Raw genomic sequence first — 24920 nt, forward strand, 5'->3', positions numbered from 1 at the left:
TCCTAACCAGCAGGGACGCGGGTGAGCAACCGCCAGGACAGCATGCCCAACAGCAGCAGGGCCGGTGGCCCCAGCACGACCTTGGCGGCTCCCAGCGCGACGACCATGTTGGTGGAGTACAGCGGCATCGCCACCGCGAGGCGCGCCAGGCCGAATCCGGCCCACAGCAGTGTGACAGTGCGGTGCCTCGACACGTCGTCGGTCACGCCGGCGAACCGCTCGAGCCGCATCGTGATCGGGCGGTTCACCACCAGGGAGCCCGCGCACACCAGCGCCAGGGCGATGTTGAACAGCAGCCAGTTCAGGAAGTAGTCCCGGCCCTCTCCGGTCACCGTGACGACGGCCGCCTGCACCAGCACCACCCCGAACGCCGCGACGACGACGGTGGGCCGTTGACGCCGCGTCACGCGGAGGATCGCCAGCGCCGAGCCGGCGGCGACCGCCGCGATCACTCCCGCCTGCACGCCGGACAGCCCGTTGCCGACGAGGAACGCCACGGTGGGCACCGCGGCGTCCGCCAGATGCCGCCGCATGTCGTGGGGGCGGACGACCGGGCGTCCGTTCTGACAGGGGGGCATCGGCCATGGCCGCACGATACTCAGTGGTACTGGATACGTCGAGGTACTCGATACTGCTTGGTATCGAGTACCGTCCGATGCGGTGCCCCGGCGTCGGCTGCCCGGGGAACGCGCTTCGCCACAGGAGGACCGGCAATGGATCGGGAGCAGGACACCGGCGGATCGGGTGCGGACGAGGCTCCGGTCCAGGCTCCGGTCGAGGCCGGGAGGCAGGACAGGCCGTCCTCGCGGCGATCCCTGCTCAAGCGGGCCGGCACGGGCGTGTTGTTGGTCGGCGCCGGCGCCATCGGCGTGCGGATCGCGGACTCCGTTCTGCGGCCCGCGACACCGCGGCGTGCCGGGTTCCCGGCTGCCGGCCCGGTTCGCATCGACGACGTGACGGTCGTGGATCCGCTGGACGGCTCCCGAGCCGCGGGGATGTCGATCGTCGTCCGCGACGGACGGATCGAGTCGGTGTCACCGACCGGGACGATCCCGGTCGACCAGGGCGTACGGGTGGTCGCCGGGGCGGGGCGGTTCGCGGTGCCGGGGTTCAACAACATGCACACTCATGCACTGCAGGCGGAACGTCCCGAGCTGGCGCTGGCGACGATGCTCGCCGAAGGGGTCACGGGCATGCGCCAGATGGAGGGGTCGGCCGAGCTGTTGCGGTACCGCGCCGAGCAGCGTCTGCCCCTGACGCCGAGGGCGCCCGGTCTGCTGGCCATGCCGGGCGATCTGCTGCTGCCCTTCAACGCGCGGTCGGTGGAGGGGGTCCGCGAGGAGGTCGCCCGGCAGTGGGACCAGGGGGCGGACTTCATCAAGATGATCATGACGGAGCGGGAGGTGTTCTTCGCGGCCGTGGCGGCGGCCCACGAGCACGGGCTGCGCATCGCCGGGCACCTCCCACCGTCGGTCACGATCGACGAGGCGTCCCGGGCCGGCTTCGACTGCGTCGAGCACCTCGGCACGGGCACCAACCTGTGGATCTCCTGTTCCCGGGACGCGGACGCACTCCGGAAGGAGAAGGACACCGGTCTGCCCGCACCCTCGTGGGTGGCCGGTCTGCCCTTCGCGGGTGACGTCTTCACGAGGATGAGGAAGGGGGCCCTGACCGGGAACGCGTCCGTCACCAGCGAGGCCGACGTCCGCCTGTTCGCGCGCGCCCTCGACACGTTCGACCCCGACCGGGCGCGGGACCTGGCCGCGGTCCTCGTCGAGAACGGCACCTGGCAGTGTCCGACCCTGGTCCAGCTCCGCGGGCGGTACCTCGCCGACGACGCCGTCTACCGGACCGACCCGTGGCTGGAGACCATGTCCGCCGAGGACCGGGGCAGGTTCCTGGCCACGGTCGACGAGTTCGCGGCCCTCCCCGCCGCCACCAGGGAGACGTTCCGCCGCAACTACGAGCGCACCGTCGAGACGGTGGGCATCTGGCACCGGGCGGGAGTGCCCGTCCTCGCCGGGACCGACGGTGCGGGCCGCGCTCAGGGGAACTCCCTCCAGCTCGAGTTCCGGGAGCTGGCCAAGGCCGGCCTGTCGCCGCTGGAGGTGCTGCGGTCGGCGACCACCTCACCGGCACGCCACCTCGGCCGCACCGGCCGGATGGGCCGTATCGCCGGGGGCATGGACGCCGACCTGGTGCTGCTCGACGCGGACCCGCTCGCGGCGGTGGACAATTTGGCCTCGATCTCGCTCGTCGTGCGCGGCGGACACCCCTTCACCGCGGACGAGCTCGCGGACGGCATCGACGACCTCGCGGGTCAGGGTCGTGACCGGTCGGCACTCGACATCCCGGCGATGCCCCTCGGTGGCTGCTGCTCCTGACCGCGGCCCGCCCTGCGCCGCCCCGCGTGCCCGCGCCCTGGCCACCCCCCGACCGGAAGGGCACCCGGGCGACCGAGACGTATCACGGCATCAGGTTCATCCTCGCCCACGCCGTGCCGCGTCGTGGCCGTCGACGGTCCGGGGACCGCGGACCGGGTGTGGAGCCGGAGGTCGGGATCGAACCGACGACCTACCGCTTACAAGGCGGTTGCTCTACCACTGAGCTACACCGGCGAACCCGTCCAGCCTAACGCTCCGCCCGGGCCGCAACCCTCCCGGCCGCCGACCGTCGCACGGTGTGAGGTCACCCGACGCCCCGGCGCCGGGCCGTGGCCCGCCCCTAGCCTGGTGGGCGACGCCAGACCCGCACGACGGATGGAGGGATCGTGGCCGAGGAGACGCCGACGGCCGACCGGTTCGCACGGCGACTGCGCGGCGCGCTGCGGCGTGACGCGAAACGGCTACTCACCCCGGGTCCGTCGACGGTGCCGATGCTCATGCTCGGCCCCCAGGTGCCCGACGACGCTCGCGTGCAGGAGGTCCTGGACCTCTGCATGCGGATCGGCGAGATCGCACTGTCGTCGGGCGAGTCGGTCGACGAGGTCACGGCGACGATGCTGCGGCTGGCCAACCTGGCCGGGCTGCCCGCGGTCGACGTGGACATCACGTTCACCTCGATCACGATGTGCTGCCACCGGGGCAACGCCGCCCAGCCGGTCACGACGATGCGCCTGGTCCGCTACCGCACGCTCGACCTGTCCCGCCTCGCCGAGACCGAGGAGATCATCCGCGAGGTGGAGGCGGGCCGGCTCGACGTGCGGGCGGCGTCGTCGAAGGTGTCGGAGGTCGTGCGGCACCCGCACCCGTACCCGCGCTGGGTGGCGACGTTCGGCTGGGCCGCGCTGGCCGCGTCGATCGCCCTGCTGCTCGGCGGCGGCCCGCTCACGGCGACGACGGCGTTCGTCACCACCGCGATCATCGACCGGATCGGCCGGATACTGGCCCGCAGCGGGGTCGCGGCGTTCTTCCAGCAGGTGGTCGGCGGCTTCCTCGTCACGGCGTCGACGGTCGCGCTGGTGCAGCTGGAGGTGTTCCCGCCGGGCACCCGGGCGTCCTACGTCGTCGCGGCGGGGATCACGGTGCTGCTGTCCGGGCTGAGTGTGGTCTCGACCGTGCAGGACGCGCTGACCGGTTACTACCTGACCGCGGCCGCGCGGATGGTGGAGATCTCGCTGCTGTCGGCGGGACTGCTGACCGGCGTCGTGCTGGGCCTGCAGCTCGGGCTCGCGATGGGGACCCAGATCGAGGTGTCCGGGGACCTGCCGTCGGGACCGGGCCAGTTCGGGCTCTCGCTGGTCGCCGGTGCCCTGGCGGCGGCGTTCTACGCGCTCGCCGGGTACGCACCGTTGCGGTCGTTGCCGATCGCCGGCGCGGTCGGCGCGTCGAGCTGGCTGGTCTACGGCCTGCTCACGCAGAACGCCGGGCTCGGCCAGGTACCCGCGACCGGTGCCGCGGCCCTGGTCGTCGGGCTCGCGGCGGGCCTGCTGCGGCGCGGCACACAGACCCCGCCGATGGTCGTCACCCTCGCCGGGGTCACCCCGCTGCTGCCCGGTCTGGCCGCCTACCGCGGCTTCTACCAGCTGGCGATCGAGGGGCCGTCCGAGGGACTGGTGACGATCACGATCGCGCTGGCCGTCGGTCTGGCGCTGGCCGCGGGCGTCGCCCTGGGGCAGTTCGTGGCCAGCCCGCGCCGCCGTCCCGAGGACCGGCCCGGCGGGGCCGAGAGCTCCCCCACCGGCGCCGCGGCCGTCGGCGCCCCGGTGCCCGACACCACGGCCGACGGCGCCGATCCGAAGTAGGGTCGCCCCAGGGGTCGAGCGTCGAGGAGGACATGTGTCCACAGAGGAACCGGTATCGGCGGCGGATCTGGTGGTGGTGGCCAACCGGCTCCCCGTGGACCTGGAGCGGCACCCGGACGGCAGCACCAGCTGGCGGCGCAGTCCGGGCGGCCTGGTCACGGCGCTGGAACCGACCCTGCGGGCCAGGGAGGGCGCCTGGGTCGGCTGGCCCGGCGTCCCGGACGCCGAGGTCGAGCCGTTCGCCGAGGACGGTCTGTCGCTGTTCCCGGTGACGCTGACCGCGCAGGAGGTCACCGACTACTACGAGGGCTTCTCCAACGGCACGCTGTGGCCGCTCTACCACGACGTCGTCGCGCCGCCGCAGTTCCACCGGCACTGGTGGCGCGCCTACACCGCGGTGAACCAGCGTTTCGCCGAGGAGGTCGCGAAGGTCGCCGCGCACGGCGCGACGGTGTGGGTGCAGGACTACCAGCTGCAGCTCGTGCCGGGACGGCTCCGCGAACTCCGCCCGGACCTGCGGATCGGCTTCTTCCTGCACATCCCCTTCCCCCCGATCGAGCTGTTCCGCCAGCTCCCGTGGCGGACCCGGATCATGGAGGGGCTGCTCGGCGCCGACCTCGTGGGCTTCCACACCGACGGCGGCGTCCGCAACTTCCACTGGCTCGCCCAGGAGCTCGCGGGCGCCTCCCCCGCCCGCGACCCCGAGGTGATCCACCACGGCGGTCGCCGCATCCGGCTCGGCGCCTTCCCGATCTCGATCGACTCGCACCGGCTCGACGAGCTGGCCCGCACCCCCGAGGTGGAGAAGCGCGCCGCCGAGATCCGCGAGGAGCTCGGGAGCCCGGAGAAGATCGTGCTGGGGGTGGACCGGCTCGACTACACCAAGGGCATCGACGTCCGGCTGCGCGCCTTCCACGAGCTCCTGGAGGAGGAGCGGGTGTCCGTGGACGACGCGGTCATGATCCAGCTGGCGACGCCGTCGCGCGAACGGGTCGAGCACTACCAGCAGATGCGTGCCGACATCGAGCAGGCCGTCGGGCGGATCAACGGCGAGTTCGCGCGCGTCGGGCACCCGGCGGTGCACTACCTGCACCGCTCGCTGCCGCGCGAGGAGCTGGCCGCGTTCTTCCTCGCCGCCGACGTCATGCTCGTGACCCCGCTGCGCGACGGCATGAATCTCGTCGCCAAGGAGTACGTCGCCTGCCGCCCCGACGAGGGCGGCTGTCTGGTGCTGTCGGAGTTCGCCGGTGCCGCGATCGAGCTGACCAGCGCCCTGCTGGTGAACCCGCACGACACCGACGGGGTCAAGGAGGCGCTGTACGCGGCGCTGACGATGAACGCCGAGGAGGGCCGGAAGCGGATGCGCACGCTGCGCCGCCAGGTCCTCGACCACGACGTCGACCGCTGGGCCACCGGGTTCCTGGAGGCGCTCGGGATCCGGGTCGGGCAGTGAGCCCCGACGCTGCCGTGGCGGAGCTCGCCGGGGTGGCGCGGCTGCTCGTCGCGCTCGACTTCGACGGCGTGCTGGCCCCGCTGGTCGACGACCCCTCGGCCTCGCGGCCGCTGCCCGCCGCGGCCGCCGCCGTCCGGCGGCTCGCCGCGCACGACGCGACGACCGTCGTGATGCTGTCCGGCCGGGGCCGTGACGACCTCGCGAGGGTCTCCGGGTTCACCCCGCCGGTCGGGCTGGTCGGCAGCCACGGCGCCGAGTACGACGACGAGCTGGCGGCCCTGCTCGGTCGCGGCGGCCTGCTGACCCCCGAGCAGGAGCACCGTCGCGCCGCGCTGCTCGACGGCCTGCGCGCCCTGGTCGAGCAGACCCCGGGCGCCCGGCTGGAGACCAAGCCCGCCGGCGGCGCGGTGCACGTCCGCGGCATGGACCCGGCCGCCGGGGCGGCCCTGCTGGAGCGGGTCGACGCCGAGTGGGCCGGTGACGGTGTCGACGCCGTCGCGGGCAAGGACGTGCTGGACCTGGCCGTCGTGGAGACCACGAAGGGGTCCGCGGTGGAGGCGCTGCGGGCGGCGCTGCACGCGGACGCGGTGCTGTTCGCCGGCGACGACGTCACCGACGAGACGGCGTTCCGGGTGCTGGGCGACGGCGACGTCGGCATCAAGGTCGGCGACGGCGACACCGCGGCCCGGTACCGGGTCGCCGACCCGCAGGAGATGGCCGCGGTCCTGCAGCGTCTCGCCGCGCTGCGCACCGGGGCCTGACCGGGCCGGAGCGGGTCAGTCGAGGTCGGCCAGCGCGGCCGGGGGCTCGCGGCACGGGTCGTCGCCGGCGGGCAGATCGGAGGCGTTCCCACCGATCCCGAGTCCCTCGGTCGCCGCGAGCCCGCCCATCTGGGTGTACCAGCGCGGCGCGCGCTCGCGGGCGTGCCAGTAGCCCTTCGCGCTGATCCAGCCGCGCTCGCCGGGGTCGGCGACGCCGTTGCCGTTGGTGTCGCCGAGGAACCGCATGCCGCCGCCGGGAGCCCGCTCGACGTGCAACGGGGACGGCAGCAACCCGATGAGCTGGGCGGACTCGTCCACGCTCAGCGACCGGCTGGACTTGCCGAAGTAGTACCAGGACGCGGCACAGACGCCGTAGACACGCGGCGCGAACTGCGCGACGTTGACGTAGATCTCCAGGATCCGGCGCTTGGACATCACCAGCTCCATCGTCTCGGCCGGCGGGATCTCCAGCGCCTTGCGCACCGGTTCCAGCGGCGGGTACCGCCCGGCCCACAGGAACAGGTTCTTCGACGTCTGCTGGGTGATGGTCGACCCGGACGGGTCGTCGGCGCCGTCCATGTAGGCCTGCACGCGCGCCCACTGCATCCCGTAGTCGACGGCGAGCGTCCGCTCCGGGAACTGCTGGTCCTCCTGCCCCATGACGACGATCAGGAAGTTGCGCGAGACGTGCTCGGCGTCGGTCCACTGCGCGACCGTCGGTCCGAAGTTCCACAGCCGGAACATCGTGTACGGCGGGTTGACCAGGGTGAACAGCAGCACCAGGACCAGCGGGACGGCCTGGGCCACCAGCGCCCACCGCAGCAGCCTGCGCAGCCGGGCCCGGGTCGAGGGCGGCGGGGTGCCCGGCGGCCGCTGCGGCCGGAGCCGGCGCACCCGTTCCCGCAGGGCCGCGATCTGCGGCCCGATCGCGCGGCCCGGAGCCCGCCCGGACTCCGGGCGGGGCACCGCGCCCGCACCGCGGCGCGGGGGCGGGCCGGTCCGTCGGGCACCGCGTCGTGTGGGCAGGGGGCGCTGGGCGGGGTGGAGCGCCTCCGGAGCGGACGCCTCCTCCCGCTGCCGGTCGGCGTGCACGCGGTCGCCGGGCGGGGGTGGGACCGGTTGCGGGGCGGCCGGGGGGAACGGCGAGGCACGGCGGGGCGGGGCGTCCCGCGGTGTCGGCGGCGCGGGCGGCGCGGACCGTCCGGCGGGCGACGCCGCCGGGCCGGCCGGCGACGCCGCTCCCCGGCCGCCGACGTGCGGTGGTCCCGCCCGTCCCGGGCCGCGCCCGTCCGACGGCGCGGGCCGGGCACCGCCCGGTCCCACGGGGCGCGCAGCACCCGACCCTGCGGGGCGCGCCGCACCCGGTCCTCCGGAACGCGCCGCACCCGGTCCCCCGGGACGCGCGGCCCCCGGACCCGCCGGACGGTCCGCTCCCGGGCCCCGGACACGATCCGCACCCGGTCCCGCGGAACGCGCCGCGCCCGCTCCGCCGGGGCGGTCCGCCTCCGGGCCGGCGGGGGGTGCGGCACCGGCGGGCGCGCGCCGTCCGGTCCCGCCGGCCGGGGCGGACCGGGCTGCGGCCCCGCCGGACGCGGCGCGGCGGGCCGGTCCGCGGACGGCGGGGAGGCAGGGGGCGCGGCAGCGCGCCCGGGCGGCGGGTTGCGGCGCGGGCGTCGGGGCGGGCCGGCGTCGTTCAGTGCAGCCTCCCCCTCGCCCCGGTCCGGCCACCCGGACGGGCGACCCGGCCCCGACGATACCGACGGGGTGGGGAGGACCGTGGCCGGTCCGGGGTCAGCGCGGCGGGCCGCAGGCCGGGTCGACGGCCTCGAGCACCTCGACCCGGTCCCCGACCGCGATCTCCGCGCCCGGGTCGTCCGGGATGAGGTTGACGCCGAACCACACCTTGCCCCCGAACCTCCGGTGCCGGGCCAGGGTCGCCATCGGCTCGCGCCCCTTCGCCGCCGTGTCCGGGTCGACGGTGGTCAGCACGCAGCGGGCGCAGCCCTTGGCCACCCGGAACCCCACGGCGCCGATCCGGATGCGGCGCCAGCCGTCCTCGGCCCAGGCGGGTGCCCCGTCGACGACGAGGTTCGGCCGGAACCGGCCCATCGGCAGCGGTGCCTCCGCGGCGTTCGGGCCGTCGGCGACCAGCGCGTCCAGGGCGTCCAGCGATGCGCCGGAGGCGAGCAGCAGCGGGTAGCCGTCGGCGAAGGAGACCCGGTCGTCGGCGCGGGAGAAGTCCGGGTCGGGACGGCGCCTGCCCGGGTCGTCGAGATGGATCAGCCGCACCGGGGCGCCGAGCAGCTCGGAGAACCAGGCGTCGGCCTCCGGGCCGGCCGGGACGCCCGCGGTGTCCCAGCGGTGCACCCGCGCCGGCACCGGGGCGCCGATCGGCACCGGCACCGTCAGCGGCGGGAGGCCGGGCCCGGTCAGGCGCAGGCCGTCGGCCGCGGGGGTGGGGTCGACGAGCACGAGGCGCGGGTGGGTACGCGCGGTGACCGTCGCGCCGTCGTCGCGGACCAGCATCCAGCGCCGGTCCCCGGCGAGACCGGCCCGTTCGACGACGGCGCGGGCGACAGCGGTTCCCCGGCAGGATTTCACCGGATACCGGTGCAGCCCGGTCAGGGTCACCATCCGGAGAAGAACTCCCCGGACTGGCGCAGCTCGCGGGTGGTCGCTCCGACGATCAGCTCCGTGGGGAGCGTGACGTACTCGGGTACGTGCCGGTCGCCGCGCTCGAGCAGCAGCCGACCCGCTTCGAGACCCTTCTCCCGGAACGGCTGGCGGACGGTGGTCAGCCCGGCGCGCTCGGCCTCGGGCACGCCGTCGAACCCGGCGACGGAGAGGTCCTCGGGCACCCGCAGCCCGCGGTCGCGGGCCTCGCGCAGCGCTCCGAGGGCGAGGATGTCGGAGGTGCACACCAGGGCGGTGATGCCGGGGTGGGACTCCAGCAGGGAGGCCACGCCGTCCGCGCCGGCGTCCAGGGAGTGCTCGAAGCGCTCGATGACCGGGACCCCGGCCCAGTCGACGCCGGCCTCGGTGAACGCCGCCCGCAGCCCGGCGAGCCGCTCGCGCTGCACGGCGTAGGAGCTGCCCTCCTGACGCGCGATGTCGGCCGGGCCGTCGTGCCGGTGCGACGACAGGCGCATGCAGAGCACGCCGACCCGGCGGTGACCGAGCTCGACGAGGTGGCGCCCGAGCGCGAGGGTCCCCGCGCGGTCGTCGACGCCGACCCGGTCGACGCCGGTGATCCCGGTGGGCTGGTCGCAGACGACCGTCGGCACCGGCCGCTGCAGGACGGCGCGGAAGTGCGGATCGTCCTCGCTGACCGAGTAGACGACGAACCCGTCGACCCCCGCCTGGAACACCGCGTCGACGTCGGAGTGCTCCGGGCTGACCGGGACCAGCAGCAGCCCGGTCCCCGCCTTCTCGCACGCGAGCGCGAGCCCCTCCAGGAACCCGGTGGCGCCCGGGTCGCGGAAGGCGTAGCTGAGCGCCTCGGTCAGCAGCAGGCCGACCGCCCCGGCACGGCGGGTGCGCAGCGATCGGGCGACCGGGTCCGGGCCCGGGTACCCGAGCCGGCGGGCCGCCTCGAGGACGCGCTCACGCAACGGCGCGGACAGCTGGTCGGGCCGGTTGTAGGCGTTCGAGACGGTCGTCCGCGAGACCCCGAGCTCGGCGGCCAGCGACGCCAGCGTCGCCGGACGCCGCGGATGCTGGGGGCCGGTCATTCCCCGAACGGTAGCGGCGCGGTCACGCAGGTGAAAGCCCGCCCCGACCGGCCGCGACGACGTCACACGCCGTGCCGCGGTCGCGCCCCGCGTGCAGCGGTAGAGTGAATCTGAGAATGATTTCCAATAAAACTATGCTGATGTGTTGATGGGAGTTCCGTCCGTGTCCCGATCCCCGCTCCGCCCGGCCGCGCTCGTGGCCGGGCTGGCCACACTCGCCCTGGGCCTGACCGCCTGCGGCTCCGGCCAGGTCGACGCCCCCACCAGTGCCGACACCCCCCAGGTGGCGATCGTCGCCTCCACCGACGCCTGGGGCGCGGTCGCCCGCGCGGTCGGCGGCAACTACGCCCGGGTCCAGTCGGTCATCAGCTCCCCCGACGTCGACCCGCACGGCTACGAGCCCACCCCGCAGAACGCGGCCACCGTCGGCGAGGCGCAGCTGGTGCTCATGAACGGCGGCGGCTACGACGCCTTCATGACCGACCTCGTCGCCGCGTCCGGCAACCAGGCCCCGCTCGTCGACGCCGTCGAGGTCTCCGGCATCGAGGGCGCCCAGGAGGCCGCCGCGGACGACCACGGCCACGACCACGCCGCCGAGGGCGCCACCGAGCCCGCCGCCGGTGCCGACCACGAACACGAGCACGGCTCGTTCAACGAGCACGTCTGGTACGACCCGGCCGCCGTCGGCCGGGTCGCCGACCAGCTCGCCGACCAGCTCGGCCGGATCGACCCGGGTGCCGCGGACTACTTCCGCACCAACGCCGAGACGCTCCGCGGTGGCGTCGCCCAGCTCACGTCGAAGGCCACCGAGATCGGCCGCGCGCACCCGGGAGCCCGGGTCGCGGTGACCGAGCCGGTGCCCGCCTACCTGCTGGAGGCCGCCGGGATCGCGAACGCGACCCCGCAGGAGTTCTCCTCCGCGGTCGAGGAGGGCACCGACCCGCCTGCCGCCGTCGTCGCGCAGACGCTGGGGCTGTTCACCGCGCAGCCGCCGGTCGACGCGCTGGTCCTCAACAGCCAGACGACCTCGCCGACCACCGACCAGGTCCGCGACGCCGCCCAGAAGGCCGGCGTCCCGGTGGTGGAGATGTCGGAGACGCTGCCCGCGGGCACCACCGACTGGGTGCAGTGGATGAACGCCAACCTGGACGAGCTGTCCGCGGCGCTGAACCGCTGACATGGGGTCCTCGCAGCAGTCCGCGCTGTCGTTGCGCGGAGCGGGCCTCCGCTTCGGGGACCGGACCCTGTGGTCGGGCCTCGACCTGGACGTCGCACCCGGCGAGTTCGTCGCCGTGCTCGGTCCGAACGGGTCCGGCAAGACCACGCTGATGCGCGTCCTGCTCGGGCTGCTCGGGCTGTCCGAGGGGACCGTGACCGTCGGCGGGCACACCCCTCGGCGCGGCAGCCCGGAGATCGGCTACGTCCCGCAGCAGCAGCCGCTCGACCCGGACCTGCCGCTGCGCGGGCGCGACCTGGTCGGCCTCGGGCTCGACGGACACCGCTTCGGTCTCGGCCTGGGGCGGCGGCGCGAACGGCGCGAGCGGGTCGACCGTGCGCTGGCCCAGGTCGGCGGCACCGGCTACGCCGACGCCCCGGTCGGGCGGCTGTCCGGCGGCGAGCAGCAGCGGCTGCGGGTCGCGCAGGCGCTCGTCGGCGACCCGGCCGTGCTGCTGTGCGACGAGCCGCTGCTCAGCCTGGACCTGTCCCACCAGCGGATCGTGACCCGGCTGATCGACGAGCGTCGCCGCGCGGCGGACACCGCCGTGCTGTTCGTGACCCACGAGATCAACCCGGTGCTGCCGCTGGTGGACCGGGTCCTCTACCTCGTCGACGGCCGGTTCTCCATCGGCACCACCGACGAGGTCATGACCTCCGCGACGCTCTCGCGGCTCTACCGCACCGACGTCGACGTCCTGCGGGTGCGCGACCGGCTGGTCGTCGTCGGGGCCGAGGACACCCCGGTCCCCCGGGACGGGCACGACGCGCACGGCGTCGCGGTCGGGGGTGGCGCGTGACCGAGGTCCTGGCCCGGATCCTCGACCTGTCCGGCACCGGCGCCCTGCTGGGCTACCCGTTCGTCCGCAACGCGCTGATCGCCTGCGCGGTGCTGGGGCTGGTCGCCGGGCTGCTCGCCCCGCTGGTCGTGAGCCGTGGGATGGCCTTCGCGGTGCACGGCACCGCCGAGCTGGCCTTCACCGGCGCCGCGGCCGGGCTGCTGCTCGGCGTCGCCGTCGGGGTGGGGGCGGTGGTGGGCGCCGTCGTCGCCGCGGTGATCTTCGGGGTGCTGGGGCTGCGGCAGCGCGAGCGGGACTCCGCGATCGGCGTGGTGATGGCGTTCGGGCTCGGCCTGGGTGTGCTGTTCCTCGCCCTCTACGACGGCCGGTCCTCCAACCGGTTCGGCCTGCTCACCGGCTCCATCGTCTCGGTCGACCAGCAGAACCTCTGGGTGCTGGGGATCGTCGCGGTCGTCGTCCTCGCCACGCTGGCCGTGCTGTACCGGCCGCTGCTGTTCGCCAGCACCGACCCCGACGTCGCGCTGGCGCGCGGTGTGCCCGTCCGCACGCTGACCCTGGTGTTCGGCGTGCTGATCGGCCTGGTGACGGCGCTGGCCGTGCCGATCGTCGGCGCGATCCTGGTGCTCTCGGTGCTGATCGTGCCCGGTGCCGCGGCGAACCGGGTCACCGCGAACCCGCTGCTCGCGACGGTCGTCGCGATCGTGATCGCGGAGGTCGCGCTGGTCGGCGGGACGATCCTGTCGCTGGCGCCGGGGCTGCCGATCTCGGCCTACGTGGCGACCATCGGCTTCGTCGCCTACCTGCTGTGCCGGCTGGTCGGACGGCTGCGCGGCCGGGGCGCCGTCCGGGCCTGACCTCCCCCGTCGTCGCACGAACGGGCCCCTCGTACGAAAGGTTCGTACGAGGGGCCCGTTCGTGCAGGGAGGGGGCGCTCAGCGGTCGACGCGACGGCGACGGGCCACCTCGGCCAGCACCACACCGGTGGCGACCGAGGCGTTCAGCGACTCCACCCGGCCGGCCAGGGGGATCGACACGGTCACGTCGCAGGTCTCGCGGACCAGCCGGGACAGCCCCTTCCCCTCCGAGCCGGTGACGATCACCAGCGGCCCGGTGGCCAGGTCGAAGTCGTCGAGGGAGACGTCGCCGTCGGCGGCCAACCCCGCGACCATCAGCCCGGCGGAGGCGTACTCCTGCAGGGTGCGGGTCAGGTTCGTGGCACGCGCGACCGGGACCCGGGCCGCGGTGCCCGCCGAGGTCCGCCAGGCCACCGCGGTCATGCCCGCGGCGCGCCGCTGCGGCACGACGACGCCGTGCCCGCCGAAGGCCCCCACCGACCGGACGACCGCACCCAGGTTGCGCGGGTCGGTCACCCCGTCCAGCGCGACGGCCAGCGCCGGGCGCCCGGAGTGCGACGCGGCCTCGAGCACCTCGTCGGGGTGGGCGTAGGCGTACGGCGGCACCTGCAGCGCGAGGCCCTGGTGCAGCGCCCCGCCGCTGATCCGGTCGAGGTCGTTGCGCGGCACCTCCAGGATGGAGATGCCCCGCTCCGCGGCCAGCGCGACGGCCTCGGTGACCCGGTCGTCCGCGGACATGCCGGTGGCCACCTGCAGCGCCGTGGCCGGGACGCCGGCCCGCAGGCACTCGACGACCGGGTTGCGACCGAGCACGGTCTCCGGGGTCTCCCCGTCACCGCGACGGCCCGCCACCGGGCGCCGGCGCTGCTGCTGCTGGTCCTGGGCGGCACGGCGCGCGGCCGCCCTCGCCTTCGGATGGCCGGGTCGCATCTCGCCGGGCGGGGTCGGACCCTTGCCCTTCAGCGCGCGCCGGGGCTGACCGCCGGAACCGACGACCATGCCCTTCTTGGTGCCTTCCTTGCGGATCGCACCGCGGCGCTTGGAATTGCCTGCCATGAGTTCTTCGAGTCCTAAGCGTCTTTGAGAGTCCAGGTGGAGCCGCCGGCGCCGTCCTCGACGGCGATCCCGGCGGCGAGCAGCTCGTCGCGGAGCCGGTCGGCGGTGGCGAAGTCACGTCCGGCGCGCGCGGCCTGGCGGCGCTCCAGCATGGACTCCACCAGGGTGCCCAGCGCCTGCCGGGCGGCGTCGCCCGACTCCTCCGCCACGCCGCCGGCGGCGAGCGGGTCCAGGCCGAGCACCTCGGTCGTCGCGCGGACCGCGGACGCGGCGCGCAGCGCACCCGTCCCCGCCGTCGAGGGGGTGTGCTCAACATCGGTCTGGTCCAGGACGTGGCCACCTGGGACACCGGGCAGGGCCACAACGGACACCGGTTGGTCGCGTTCCAGCCCGCCTACGACACCCTGATCCGGCGGGAGCCGGACGGGACCTTCGTCCCGATGCTCGCCGTCGGATGGGGCTACACCGACGGCACGAACACGACGTTCTCGCTGCGGATCGGGAGGGCGTCACCTTCAGCGACGGGACCCCGGTCGACGCCGCGGCGGTGGCGGCCAACCTGGAGCACTTCCGGACGGCGAACGGCCCGCAGGCGGTCCAGCTGGCCGACGTCGCCGAGGTCCGCACGCGCGGCACCGACCGGGTCGAGATCGAGCTCGAGCGCCCGAACCCGGCGCTGGAGTTCTACCTGAGCCAGGCCGCCGGGATGATGGCCAGCCCGGCCGCGCTGGGCGACCCCGCCCTGGACCGGGTCCCGGTCGGGGCGGGGCCCTACGTGATGGACGCCGCCGCCTCGGTGCCCGGCGACCGGTACGTCTTCCGGGCCCGCCCGGACTACTGGGACCCGGCGCTGCAGAGATTCGACCAGGTCGTGCTGAAGGTCCTGACCGACCCGACCGCGCGGATCAACGCGCTGGTCTCCGGGCAGATCGACGCGACGCAGATCAGCCCGCGCAACATCGCCCAGGCGGAGAACGCAGGCCGCGAGATCGTGAGCTGGGACGCGAACTGGGCGGGCCTGCTGCTGTTCGACCGGGACGGTGCGATCGCCCCGGAGCTGGCCGACGTGCGTGTCCGCCGGGCCATCAACCTCGCGTTCGACCGGGAGGTGACCATCGAGGGGGTGCTGAACGGCTACGGCACGCCGACCAGCCAGGTCTTCGGCGAGGCCAGCACGGCCTTCGACCCGGCGCTGGACGACCACTACGGCTACGACCCCGTCCGCGCCCGTGCGCTGCTCGCCGAGGCCGGGTACCCCGACGGCTTCTCGATGACCATGCCGCTGTCGACCGGTCTCAACGAGTTCATCCCGTTCATCGTGCAGCCCCTGGCCGACATCGGGATCACGGCCCGGATCGAGTCGGTGCCCGCGCAGTCGTCGCAGGCCGCGATCGGGAGCGGGCGCTACCCGGCCAGCTTCTTCGCGATCTTCCAGGGGCCGACCTGGGTGGCGGTGGAGCAGCTGCTCGTCCCGCAGACCCTCTACAACCCGCTGCGTTCCCGGGACCCGGCGCTGGACGCGATGCTCGACCGGGTGCGGGCGGGCGGCCCGGACGCCGACGACGTGGCGAGACAGATGGCCCGCCACGTCACCGAGCAGGCCTGGTTCGCCCCGTGGGCCCGGATCGGCACCACGAACGCCATCGACCCGGAGCGGATCGCGGTCGAGCCGCAGATCGGCCAGGTCATCCCCTCGATCTACAACTACCGGCCGGTCGGCTGACCCACGGCCGTCGCACACCAAGGAGGACGCGGTGCTGCTGTTCCTGCTCCGCCGGCTGCTGTCGGGCGCGGTCGTTCTCGCCGCCGTCTGCTGTCTGGCGTTCCTGCTGCTGTTCTTCTCCACCGACGACGTCGCCTCCACCATCCTCGGTGAGCAGGCGACCCCCGACCAGATCGCGGCGAAGAACGCCGAGCTCGGCCTGGACCGGCCCCTGCTCGAGCGGCTCGCCGAGTGGTGGGCCGGCGCGCTGACCGGTGACTTCGGTGCGTCCTGGTTCAACAACGAGACCGTGGTCGCCGCGCTCGCGGCCCGGCTGCCGGTCACCCTGGCCGTCGTCGCCGTGGCGATCGTCGCCATCGGGGTCATCGCGACCGCGCTCGGCACGACCGCCGCCGTCCGCCGCGGCCGGGCCGACCGGGCCGTGCAGATCGGTGCGGCCATCGGCGACGCACTGCCCAGCTTCCTGATCGGACTGCTGCTGGTCAGCCTGTTCGTGGTGGCCCTGCCCTGGTTCCCGGCCGTCAGCACGATCGCGCCGGGGTCCGGGATCGGCCCGTGGGTCGCCTCGCTGACCCTGCCGATGATCGCGCTGCTGATCAACGGCGTCGCGGCGTCGGCCCAGCAGGTGCGCGGCGCCGTGCTCACCCAGATGTCGCGCGACCACGTCCGCACGCTGTGCAGCCGCGGCCTGCCCGAACGCGAGATCCTGGTCCGGCACGTCCTGCGCAGCGCGGCTCCGGCCGGGCTCACCGTCCTGAGCCTGCAGTTCATCGGCATGTTGAGCGCCGTGGTCGTGCTGGAGCAGGTCTTCGCACTGCCCGGGGTCGGGACGCTCGCCGTGTCGGCGACGACCATCGGTGACCTGCCGCTGGTGATGGGGGTGGTCGCCTACACGACCGTGATCGTCGTCGTGGTCAACCTGCTGGTCGACGTGGCCAACGGCTGGCTCAACCCGAAGGTGCGTGTCGCATGACCGAGCACACCGGATCCACCGTCCCGCCCGTCCCGGCGTCGCCGGCCCCCCGGGGGCGCGGCGGTGAGGTCGCCCGGCGGCTGCTGCGCAACCCGCTCGGCCTCACCGCGTCGGTCGTACTGGGCCTGATCGTGCTGGGGGCGTTGCTCGCCGGCGTCCTCTCCCCGTTCGACCCCACCTACGCCGACATCCGCAACATCCTGGCGGGCAGCTCACCGGACCACCCGCTGGGCACCGACAGCGGCGGCCGGGACGTCCTGAGCCGGCTGCTCTGGGGCGGGCGGACGACGCTGCTGGCGGCGCTGCTGTGCGCCGGCGTCGCCATCGCGGTGGGGGTGCCCGCCGGGCTGCTCGCCGGCTACTTCGCGGGCGGGATCGACGCCGCGGGGACCTGGGTCACCAACATCGTCCTCGCGCTGCCGTCGATGATCGTCCTGCTCGCGATGCGGGCCGCGCTGGGACCGTCGGTGTGGATCGCCATGGCCGTCTTCGGGGTCATGCTCGCGCCGGGGTTCTTCCGCCTCGCCCGCACCGCGGTCCGCGGGGTGCGCGCCGAGCTCTACATCGACGCGGCGCGGGTGTCGGGCCTGTCCGACGCCCGCATCCTGCGCCGGCACGTCCTCTCCGTGGTCCGCGCCCCGCTCATCATCCAGGGCGCCCTGGTCTGCGGGATCGCGATCGCCGTCCAGTCCGGGCTGGAGTTCCTCGGCCTCGGTGACGCCTCGGTGCCCACCTGGGGCGTGATGCTCAACGAGGGCTTCCGCAGCGTGTACGACGCGCCGATGACCCTGCTGTGGCCGGCGCTGGCGATCGCGGTCACCACGAGCGCGCTGGTGCTGCTGGGCAACGCGCTGCGTGACGCGCTCGAGGACCCGGCCCGCGCCGGGTCCGGCGGTGCGGGTGCGGCCGCCGCGGTCCGGGACGCGGTCGCGCGGCGCCGGTCCGGCTCCGCCGGCGCCGTCCCCGACGGGGGCGGGCACCTGCTGGAGGTCCGCGACCTGCGGATCGCCTACCCACAGGGGGACGGGACGACCAGGCAGGTGGTCGACGGGGTGTCGTTCACCCTCGACCGCGGTGAGGTGCTCGGGGTCGTCGGGGAGTCCGGCTCGGGCAAGTCCCAGACCGCGTTCGCGGTGCTGGTGCTGCTCCCGGGCGACGCCCTGATCACCGGCGGCACGATCCGGATCGACGACGAGCTCACCGTCGGCCCCGGTGACGTCGCCGTGGACCAGGGCCGGCTCGCCCCGTTGCGCGGCCGGCGGATCGGCTACATCCCGCAGGAACCGATGAGCAACCTCGACCCGGCGTTCACCGTCGGGTACCAGCTGACCCGGCCGATGCGGCACCTGCTCGGTGTCCCGCGCGCCGCGGCCACCGCCCGGGCCGAGGAGCTGCTGCGCAGCGTGGGGATCACCGACCCGACCCGGATCATGCGGTCCTACCCGCACGAGATCTCCGGCGGCATGGCCCAGCGGGTGCTGATCGCCGGCGCGATCTCCTGCGAGCCGGACCTCGTGATCGCCGACGAGCCCACCACCGCGCTCGACGTGACCGTGCAGGCGGAGGTGCTCGACGTCCTGCGCGACCTGCAGCAGCGGCTGGGCCTGGCGGTCCTGCTGGTCACCCACAACTTCGGCGTCGTCGCCGACCTCTGCGACCGCGTCGTGGTCATGCGCGACGGAACGGTGGTGGAGTCCGGCGACGTCCGCACGATCCTGCGCGAACCCACCGACGGGTACACGGCCTCGTTGCTCGAGGCGATGCTCGCCGACAAGCCACCGCGGGCCCGGCCGCTCGCGACTGTGGCGCCGGACCGGAGCCCGGCGCGGACCGAGAACCAGGGGAGCACCCGATGAGCCCGACGATCGACGGCGGCGCGCTGCTGCGTGTCGAGGACCTGGTGGTCGAGTTCCGTGCGAAGCGCTTCGGCCGCGCCTTCCGCGCGCTGCACGGGGTGTCGCTGCACGTCGCGGCCGGTGAGACGCTCGGCCTGGTCGGCGAGTCGGGGTCGGGCAAGAGCACGATCGGCCGGGCCGTCCTCGGGCTCGCCCCGGTCTCCGGGGGCCGCATCGTGTTCGACGGCCGGGACATCTCCGCCGCCGACCGGGCCACCCGTCGCGTGCTCAGCCGCGACCTGCAGGTGGTCTTCCAGGACCCGTACAGCTCGCTCAACCCGGCGCTGACGGTCGGGGACACGCTGTCCGAGCCGCTGCAGGTGCAGGGGATCGGGGGCGCGGAGGCCCGGGACCGGGTCGCCGCGCTGCTCGACCGGGTCCATCTCCCGCGCGACGCGATGCACCGGCTGCCCCGGGAGTTCTCCGGCGGTCAGCGGCAGCGGATCGCGATCGCGCGGGCGCTCGCGCTGCGCCCGAAGCTCATCGTGTGCGACGAGCCGGTCAGCGCGCTCGACCTGTCGACCCAGGCCAGGGTGCTCGACCTGTTCCTCGAGCTGCAGGAGGCGACCGGGGTCGCCTACCTGTTCGTCTCGCACGACCTGGACGTGGTGCGCCACATCAGCCACCGGGTGGCCGTGCTCCACCGCGGCGGGATCGTGGAACAGGGGGAGGCGTCGCAGGTGACCCGCGAGCCGGCACACGACTACACTCGGGCCCTACTGCTGGCCTCACCGGTGCCGGACCCGGACCGGCAGGCCGAGCGACGGGCGCGGCGCCGGGAGGCGGCGGCGGGGTGAGGCGGGCGAGGCCCGGTCGTGCACCGGTGGGCGTCGGCGGCGGTCCGTCACCGGCCCCCCACGGGCGACGGCGGCCCGCTGTGCGCCGCGACCATCCAGCTGTGCCCGAACGGATCGGCCAGCCGCCCGGCCCGCCCGTAGGGATGGTCGGACACCTCGAAGACGACGGTGCCGCCGCTCCCGACCATCGCCGCGGCGACCGCGTCCGGGTCGTCGACCTCCAGCGCCAGGATCACCGCGCCGGGTCCGTCCGGGGCCGGGTCGGCGGCGTCGCCGTCCTTGACGGCCCACTCCGCACCCCCGGCCCGCAGCAGGGCGTGCACGACCGCCCCGGAGCCGTCGGTGTGGCGCTCCACGAGCTGCGCGCCGAACGCGGCCCGGTAGAAGTCGATCGCGGCGTCGGCGTCGGCGACGACCAGCCGCGGGTACATCCGCTGAACAGCCATGAAGGACACCTTGCCGCCCCGGCACCGCCCGTGTAGTGGACGAATCGGAGGCCCGTACCCTGGTGACGTGAGCCTCAGACTTCTCGACTCAGCGACCAGGGAGCAGCGCGCCTTCACGCCGCTGCGGACCGGAGCCGTGTCGATGTACGTCTGTGGGGCGACGGTGCAGGGCCTCCCGCACATCGGTCACGTCCGCTCGGGCCTGAACTACGACGTGCTGCGCCGCTGGCTGGCCCGGTCCGGCTACGACGTCACGCTGGTGCGCAACGTGACCGACATCGACGACAAGATCCTCCGCAAGGCCCAGGCCGCGGGCCGTCCGTGGTGGGAGTGGGCGGCCACCCACGAGCGCGCCTTCACCGCCGCCTACGACGCGCTGGGCTGCCTGCCGCCGTCGGTGGAGCCCCGGGCGACCGGGCACATCACGCAGATGGTCGAGCTGATCGAGCGGCTGATCGAGCGCGGCCACGCCTACCCCGCCGGCGGCGACGTGTACTTCGCGGTGCGCACGCTGCCCGACTACGGGTCGCTGTCCGGCCAGCGCGTCGACGACGTGCACCAGGGCGAGGGCGACGGCGGGCACAAGCGCGACGCGCTGGACTTCACGCTGTGGAAGGCCGCCAAGCCCGGCGAGCCGAGCTGGCCCACCCCCTGGGGGAACGGGCGTCCCGGCTGGCACCTGGAGTGCTCGGCGATGGCGACCGCCTACCTCGGGCCGGAGTTCGACATCCACGGCGGCGGCATGGACCTGGTCTTCCCGCACCACGAGAACGAGCGGGCCCAGAGCCACGCCGCGGGCGACGGCTTCGCCCGCTACTGGCTGCACAACGCCTGGGTCACCATGGGCGGGGAGAAGATGTCGAAGTCGCTGGGGAACACCCTGGCGATCGAGAACCTGCTCGAGCGGGTCCGCCCGGCCGAGCTGCGCTACTACCTGGTCGGTCCGCACTACCGGTCGGCGATCGAGTACTCCGACGCCGCGCTGGACGAGGCCGTCGCCGCGTACCGGCGGATCGAGTCGTTCGTGCACCGCGTGCGCGAGCGGCACGGCCTGCCCGAGGTCGCCGCCGAGCTGCCCGGCGCGTTCACCGCCGCCCTCGACGACGATCTCGGCACCCCGCTCGCGCTCGGCACCGTGCACACCCTGGTGCGCGAGGGCAACACCGCCCTCGACGGCGGGGACGCCACCGGTGCGCTGCGCGCCGCGTCCGCGGTCCGCGCGACGACCGAGGTGCTCGGCCTGGACCCGCTCGCCGCCGGCGGCGTGGCGGAGGAGTCGGGCGACGCCGCCCGGCAGGCGCTGGGCACCCTGGTGGAGTCCATGCTGGAGCGCCGCCAGGCCGCGCGCGCCGGACGTGACTTCGCCACCGCCGACCGGCTCCGCGACGAGCTGCTCGCCGCCGGGATCGCCGTCGAGGACGGCGCCGGCGGCTCCACCTGGACTCTCAAAGACGCTTAGGACTCGAAGAACTCATGGCAGGCAATTCCAAGCGCCGCGGTGCGATCCGCAAGGAAGGCACCAAGAAGGGCATGGTCGTCGGTTCCGGCGGTCAGCCCCGGCGCGCGCTGAAGGGCAAGGGTCCGACCCCGCCCGGCGAGATGCGACCCGGCCATCCGAAGGCGAGGGCGGCCGCGCGCCGTGCCGCCCAGGACCAGCAGCAGCAGCGCCGGCGCCCGGTGGCGGGCCGTCGCGGTGACGGGGAGACCCCGGAGACCGTGCTCGGTCGCAACCCGGTCGTCGAGTGCCTGCGGGCCGGCGTCCCGGCCACGGCGCTGCAGGTGGCCACCGGCATGTCCGCGGACGACCGGGTCACCGAGGCCGTCGCGCTGGCCGCGGAGCGGGGCATCTCCATCCTGGAGGTGCCGCGCAACGACCTCGACCGGATCAGCGGCGGGGCGCTGCACCAGGGCCTCGCGCTGCAGGTGCCGCCGTACGCCTACGCCCACCCCGACGAGGTGCTCGAGGCCGCGTCGCACTCCGGGCGCCCGGCGCTGGCCGTCGCGCTGGACGGGGTGACCGACCCGCGCAACCTGGGTGCGGTCGTCCGGTCGGTGGGGGCCTTCGGCGGGCACGGCGTCGTCGTGCCGCAGCGGCGCGCCGCGGGCATGACCGCGGTGGCCTGGCGGACCTCGGCGGGCACCGCGGCCCGGGTCCCGGTCGCGCGTGCCACGAACCTGACCCGCACCCTGCAGGAGTACGCCTCCGCCGGGCTGATGGTCGCGGGGTTGGCCGCCGACGGCGACGTCTCCCTCGACGACTTCGACCTGGCCACCGGGCCGCTGGTGATCGTCACCGGCTCGGAGGGGAAGGGGCTGTCCCGGCTGGTCCGCGAGACCTGCGACGTGACCGTGTCGATCCCCCTGGCCGGCCGGGTGGAGTCGCTGAACGCCTCGGTCGCCACCGGTGTGGTGCTGGCCGAGGTGGCCCGTCGCCGTCGCGTCGACCGCTGAGCGCCCCCTCCCTGCACGAACGGGCCCCTCGTACGAACCTTTCGTACGAGGGGCCCGTTCGTGCGACGACGGGGGAGGTCAGGCCCGGACGGCGCCCCGGCCGCGCAGCCGTCCGACCAGCCGGCACAGCAGGTAGGCGACGAAGCCGATGGTCGCCACGTAGGCCGAGATCGGCAGCCCCGGCGCCAGCGACAGGATCGTCCCGCCGACCAGCGCGACCTCCGCGATCACGATCGCGACGACCGTCGCGAGCAGCGGGTTCGCGGTGACCCGGTTCGCCGCGGCACCGGGCACGATCAGCACCGAGAGCACCAGGATCGCGCCGACGATCGGCACGGCCAGCGCCGTCACCAGGCCGATCAGCACGCCGAACACCAGGGGTCAGCGGGACGGGCACACCGCGCGCCAGCGCGACGTCGGGGTCGGTGCTGGCGAACAGCAGCGGCCGGTACAGCACGGCCAGCGTGGCGAGGACGACGACCGCGACGATCCCCAGCACCCAGAGGTTCTGCTGGTCGACCGAGACGATGGAGCCGGTGAGCAGGCCGAACCGGTTGGAGGACCGGCCGTCGTAGAGGGCGAGGAACAGCACACCCAGGCCGAGCCCGAACGCCATCACCACGCCGATCGCGGAGTCCCGCTCGCGCTGCCGCAGCCCCAGCACCCCGAAGATCACCGCGGCGACGACGGCGCCCACCACCGCCCCCACCCCGACGGCGACGCCGAGCAGCAGCCCGGCCGCGGCGCCGGTGAAGGCCAGCTCGGCGGTGCCGTGCACCGCGAAGGCCATCCCACGGCTCACGACCAGCGGGGCGAGCAGCCCGGCGACCAGCCCCAGCACCGCGCAGGCGATCAGCGCGTTGCGGACGAACGGGTAGCCCAGCAGGGCGCCGGTGCCGGACAGGTCGAGGATCCGGGCCAGGACCTCGGTCACGCGCCACCCCCGACCGCGACGCCGTGCGCGTCGTGCCCGTCCCGGGGGACCGGGGTGTCCTCGGCCCGACGACGACCAGCCGGTCGCGCACCCGCAGGACGTCGACGTCGGTGCGGTAGAGCCGCGAGAGCGTCGCGGAGGTCATGACCTCGTCGGTGGTGCCGATGGAGAACCGGCCGTCGACGAGGTAGAGGACCCGGTCCACCAGCGGCAGCACCGGGTTGATCTCGTGGGTCACGAACAGCACGGCGGTGTCCGCCGCGCGGCGACGCTCGTCGATCAGCCGGGTCACGATCCGCTGGTGGGACAGGTCCAGGCTGAGCAGCGGCTCGTCGCACAGCAGCACGGCCGGGTCGCCGACGAGCGCCTGCGCGACCCGCAGCCGCTGCTGCTCGCCGCCGGACAGCCGCCCGACCGGGGCGTCGGCGTAGCCGGTGCCGCCGACCTGGGCCAGCGCACGGTCGACCCGCTCGCGCCGTTCGCGCCGCCGCCCCAGGCCGAGACCGAAGCGGTGTCCGTCGAGCCCGAGGCCGACCAGGTCGCGCCCGCGCAGCGGCAGGTCCGGGTCGAGCGGCTGCTGCTGCGGGACGTAGCCGATCTCCGGGCTGCCGCGCCGAGGGGTGTGCCCGCCGACGGTCACGGTCCCCTCGGACAGCCCGAGCAGCCCGAGCAGGACGCGCATCAGCGTGGTCTTGCCGGACCCGTTCGGACCGAGCACGGCGACGAACTCGCCGGGTGCGACGTCCAGGTCGAGGCCCGACCACAGGGTCCGGTCCCCGAAGCGGAGGCCCGCTCCGCGCAACGACAGCGCGGACTGCTGCGAGGACCCCATGTCAGCGGTTCAGCGCCGCGGACAGCTCGTCCAGGTTGGCGTTCATCCACTGCACCCAGTCGGTGGTGCCCGCGGGCAGCGTCTCCGACATCTCCACCACCGGGACGCCGGCCTTCTGGGCGGCGTCGCGGACCTGGTCGGTGGTCGGCGAGGTCGTCTGGCTGTTGAGGACCAGCGCGTCGACCGGCGGCTGCGCGGTGAACAGCCCAGCGTCTGCGCGACGACGGCGGCAGGCGGGTCGGTGCCCTCCTCGACGCGGAGGAGAACTCCTGCGGGGTCGCGTTCGCGATCCCGGCGGCCTCCAGCAGGTAGGCGGGCACCGGCTCGGTCACCGCGACCCGGGCTCCCGGGTGCGCGCGGCCTCTCGGTGGCCTTCGACGTGAGCTGGGCGACGCCACCGCGGAGCGTCTCGGCGTTGGTGCGGAAGTAGTCCGCGGCACCCGGGTCGATCCGGCCGAGCTGGTCGGCGAGCTGGTCGGCGACCCGGCCGACGGCGGCCGGGTCGTACCAGACGTGCTCGTTGAACGAGCCGTGCTCGTGTTCGTGGTCGGCACCGGCGGCGGGCTCGGTGGCGCCCTCGGCGGCGTGGTCGTGGCCGTGGTCGTCCGCGGCGGCCTCCTGGGCGCCCTCGATGCCGGAGACCTCGACGGCGTCGACGAGCGGGGCCTGGTTGCCGGACGCGGCGACGAGGTCGGTCATGAAGGCGTCGTAGCCGCCGCCGTTCATGAGCACCAGCTGCGCCTCGCCGACGGTGGC

General features: G+C 74.6%; 21 protein-coding genes, 1 tRNA gene and 2 pseudogenes. 13 read left to right on the plus strand and 11 right to left on the minus strand.

What is annotated here, in order from left to right; all coding sequences use genetic code 11:
• Positions 1 to 2: 2 nt before the first annotated feature.
• Positions 3 to 578 (minus strand): DUF3159 domain-containing protein, encoded by a 576-nt coding sequence (locus tag KPF47_RS04725; protein ID WP_308015315.1) that lies wholly within the window; start codon positions 576 to 578, stop codon positions 3 to 5.
• Positions 579 to 713: 135 nt separating this feature from the next.
• Between KPF47_RS04725 and KPF47_RS04730 the strand changes: the two genes are divergently transcribed.
• Positions 714 to 2384, plus strand: a complete 1671-nt coding sequence (locus KPF47_RS04730) for an amidohydrolase family protein (RefSeq protein ID WP_224387258.1) — start codon at positions 714 to 716, stop codon at positions 2382 to 2384.
• 159 nt (positions 2385 to 2543) lie between these two features.
• Here KPF47_RS04730 and KPF47_RS04735 read toward each other — a convergent pair.
• Positions 2544 to 2618 (minus strand) — tRNA-Thr (locus KPF47_RS04735).
• 152 nt (positions 2619 to 2770) lie between these two features.
• Here KPF47_RS04735 and KPF47_RS04740 point away from each other — a divergent pair.
• Genes KPF47_RS04740 through otsB form a run of 3 tightly spaced genes read left to right on the plus strand, consistent with a single transcriptional unit; the run spans position 2771 to position 6457 of the window.
• The gene (locus tag KPF47_RS04740; protein WP_224387259.1) at positions 2771 to 4243 is read left to right on the plus strand and encodes a threonine/serine exporter ThrE family protein; all 1473 of its coding nucleotides are present in this window, start codon (positions 2771 to 2773) and stop codon (positions 4241 to 4243) included.
• Positions 4244 to 4277: 34 nt separating this feature from the next.
• Positions 4278 to 5696, plus strand: a complete 1419-nt coding sequence (locus KPF47_RS04745) for a trehalose-6-phosphate synthase (RefSeq protein WP_224387260.1) — start codon at positions 4278 to 4280, stop codon at positions 5694 to 5696.
• A complete protein-coding gene (gene otsB, locus KPF47_RS04750; RefSeq protein WP_224387261.1) occupies positions 5693 to 6457 on the plus strand; it encodes a trehalose-phosphatase in 765 nt (254 codons plus the stop codon). Before KPF47_RS04745 ends, otsB begins: the two co-directional genes overlap by 4 nt.
• Before the next feature lie 15 nt (positions 6458 to 6472).
• On the opposite strand, the gene KPF47_RS04755 is transcribed toward otsB, so the two are convergent.
• The 3 genes from KPF47_RS04755 to KPF47_RS04765 all read right to left on the minus strand — a co-directional run bounded on the left by KPF47_RS04755 (position 6473) and on the right by KPF47_RS04765 (position 10188).
• The gene (locus KPF47_RS04755; RefSeq protein ID WP_224387262.1) at positions 6473 to 7549 is read right to left on the minus strand and encodes a transglycosylase domain-containing protein; all 1077 of its coding nucleotides are present in this window, start codon (positions 7547 to 7549) and stop codon (positions 6473 to 6475) included.
• A gap of 699 nt (positions 7550 to 8248) precedes the next feature.
• Entirely contained in the window at positions 8249 to 9091 is an 843-nt protein-coding gene (locus tag KPF47_RS04760) for an MOSC domain-containing protein (RefSeq protein WP_224387263.1), read from the minus strand.
• On the minus strand, positions 9085 to 10188 hold the full coding sequence (locus KPF47_RS04765) for a LacI family DNA-binding transcriptional regulator (RefSeq protein ID WP_224387264.1): 1104 nt from the start codon (positions 10186 to 10188) through the stop codon (positions 9085 to 9087). Before KPF47_RS04765 ends, KPF47_RS04760 begins: the two co-directional genes overlap by 7 nt.
• A gap of 148 nt (positions 10189 to 10336) precedes the next feature.
• On the opposite strand from KPF47_RS04765, the gene KPF47_RS04770 reads away from it, so the two are divergent.
• From KPF47_RS04770 to KPF47_RS04780, 3 genes are read left to right on the plus strand one after another with little or no spacing between them, the layout of a single operon-like run.
• On the plus strand, positions 10337 to 11365 hold the full coding sequence (locus KPF47_RS04770; protein WP_224387265.1) for a metal ABC transporter solute-binding protein, Zn/Mn family: 1029 nt from the start codon (positions 10337 to 10339) through the stop codon (positions 11363 to 11365).
• Between the two features lies 1 nt (position 11366).
• Complete coding sequence (locus tag KPF47_RS04775; protein ID WP_224387266.1) at positions 11367 to 12203, plus strand: metal ABC transporter ATP-binding protein; 837 nt, start codon at positions 11367 to 11369, stop codon at positions 12201 to 12203.
• 8 nt (positions 12204 to 12211) lie between these two features.
• Positions 12212 to 13057: a metal ABC transporter permease gene (locus tag KPF47_RS04780; protein WP_224387310.1), complete on the plus strand. Its 846-nt coding sequence runs from the start codon at positions 12212 to 12214 to the stop codon at positions 13055 to 13057.
• A 78-nt stretch (positions 13058 to 13135) separates the two neighbouring features.
• Here the strand turns inward: KPF47_RS04780 and rlmB (KPF47_RS04785) are convergent, their stop codons facing one another.
• Positions 13136 to 14113: a 23S rRNA (guanosine(2251)-2'-O)-methyltransferase RlmB gene (gene rlmB / locus KPF47_RS04785; RefSeq protein ID WP_224387267.1), complete on the minus strand. Its 978-nt coding sequence runs from the start codon at positions 14111 to 14113 to the stop codon at positions 13136 to 13138.
• Between the two features lie 14 nt (positions 14114 to 14127).
• Positions 14128 to 14484, minus strand: a complete 357-nt coding sequence (locus tag KPF47_RS04790) for a hypothetical protein (protein ID WP_224387268.1) — start codon at positions 14482 to 14484, stop codon at positions 14128 to 14130.
• Between the two features lie 83 nt (positions 14485 to 14567).
• Between KPF47_RS04790 and KPF47_RS04795 the strand changes: the two genes are divergently transcribed.
• The 4 genes from KPF47_RS04795 to KPF47_RS04810 are packed head-to-tail and all read left to right on the plus strand — an operon-like array spanning position 14568 to position 19501.
• The gene (locus KPF47_RS04795; protein ID WP_224387269.1) at positions 14568 to 15836 is read left to right on the plus strand and encodes an ABC transporter substrate-binding protein; all 1269 of its coding nucleotides are present in this window, start codon (positions 14568 to 14570) and stop codon (positions 15834 to 15836) included.
• A gap of 31 nt (positions 15837 to 15867) precedes the next feature.
• Positions 15868 to 16809, plus strand: a complete 942-nt coding sequence (locus tag KPF47_RS04800; protein WP_224387270.1) for an ABC transporter permease — start codon at positions 15868 to 15870, stop codon at positions 16807 to 16809.
• On the plus strand, positions 16806 to 18665 hold the full coding sequence (locus KPF47_RS04805) for a dipeptide/oligopeptide/nickel ABC transporter permease/ATP-binding protein (protein ID WP_224387271.1): 1860 nt from the start codon (positions 16806 to 16808) through the stop codon (positions 18663 to 18665). Before KPF47_RS04800 ends, KPF47_RS04805 begins: the two co-directional genes overlap by 4 nt.
• The gene (locus tag KPF47_RS04810) at positions 18662 to 19501 is read left to right on the plus strand and encodes an ATP-binding cassette domain-containing protein (protein ID WP_224387272.1); all 840 of its coding nucleotides are present in this window, start codon (positions 18662 to 18664) and stop codon (positions 19499 to 19501) included. The genes KPF47_RS04805 and KPF47_RS04810 overlap by 4 nt, the downstream gene beginning before the upstream one ends.
• 47 nt (positions 19502 to 19548) lie before the next feature.
• Here the strand turns inward: KPF47_RS04810 and KPF47_RS04815 are convergent, their stop codons facing one another.
• Positions 19549 to 19947, minus strand: coding sequence for a glyoxalase/bleomycin resistance/extradiol dioxygenase family protein (locus KPF47_RS04815; protein ID WP_224387273.1), 399 nt, complete (start codon positions 19945 to 19947; stop codon positions 19549 to 19551).
• Positions 19948 to 20014: 67 nt separating this feature from the next.
• Here KPF47_RS04815 and cysS point away from each other — a divergent pair, with 67 nt between their 5' ends.
• Together cysS and rlmB (KPF47_RS04825) are read left to right on the plus strand one after the other, a co-directional pair.
• Positions 20015 to 21406 (plus strand): cysteine--tRNA ligase, encoded by a 1392-nt coding sequence (cysS, locus tag KPF47_RS04820; protein ID WP_224387274.1) that lies wholly within the window; start codon positions 20015 to 20017, stop codon positions 21404 to 21406.
• Between the two features lie 14 nt (positions 21407 to 21420).
• Complete coding sequence (gene rlmB, locus KPF47_RS04825) at positions 21421 to 22398, plus strand: 23S rRNA (guanosine(2251)-2'-O)-methyltransferase RlmB (RefSeq protein WP_224387267.1); 978 nt, start codon at positions 21421 to 21423, stop codon at positions 22396 to 22398.
• Between the two features lie 78 nt (positions 22399 to 22476).
• On the opposite strand, the pseudogene KPF47_RS04830 reads toward rlmB (KPF47_RS04825), so the two are convergent.
• From KPF47_RS04830 to KPF47_RS04840, 3 genes and pseudogenes are all read right to left on the minus strand, one after another.
• Positions 22477 to 23320: pseudogene (locus KPF47_RS04830) on the minus strand (metal ABC transporter permease).
• 76 nt (positions 23321 to 23396) lie between these two features.
• Positions 23397 to 24164: pseudogene (locus KPF47_RS04835) on the minus strand (metal ABC transporter ATP-binding protein); the annotation flags it as partial.
• A gap of 42 nt (positions 24165 to 24206) precedes the next feature.
• Positions 24207 to 24920: metal ABC transporter substrate-binding protein (locus KPF47_RS04840; protein WP_224387275.1), on the minus strand; the 714-nt coding region annotated here is incomplete at its 5' end.

The organism is Pseudonocardia sp. ICBG1293, from assembly GCF_020131355.1.
GTDB lineage: Bacteria > Actinomycetota > Actinomycetes > Mycobacteriales > Pseudonocardiaceae > Pseudonocardia.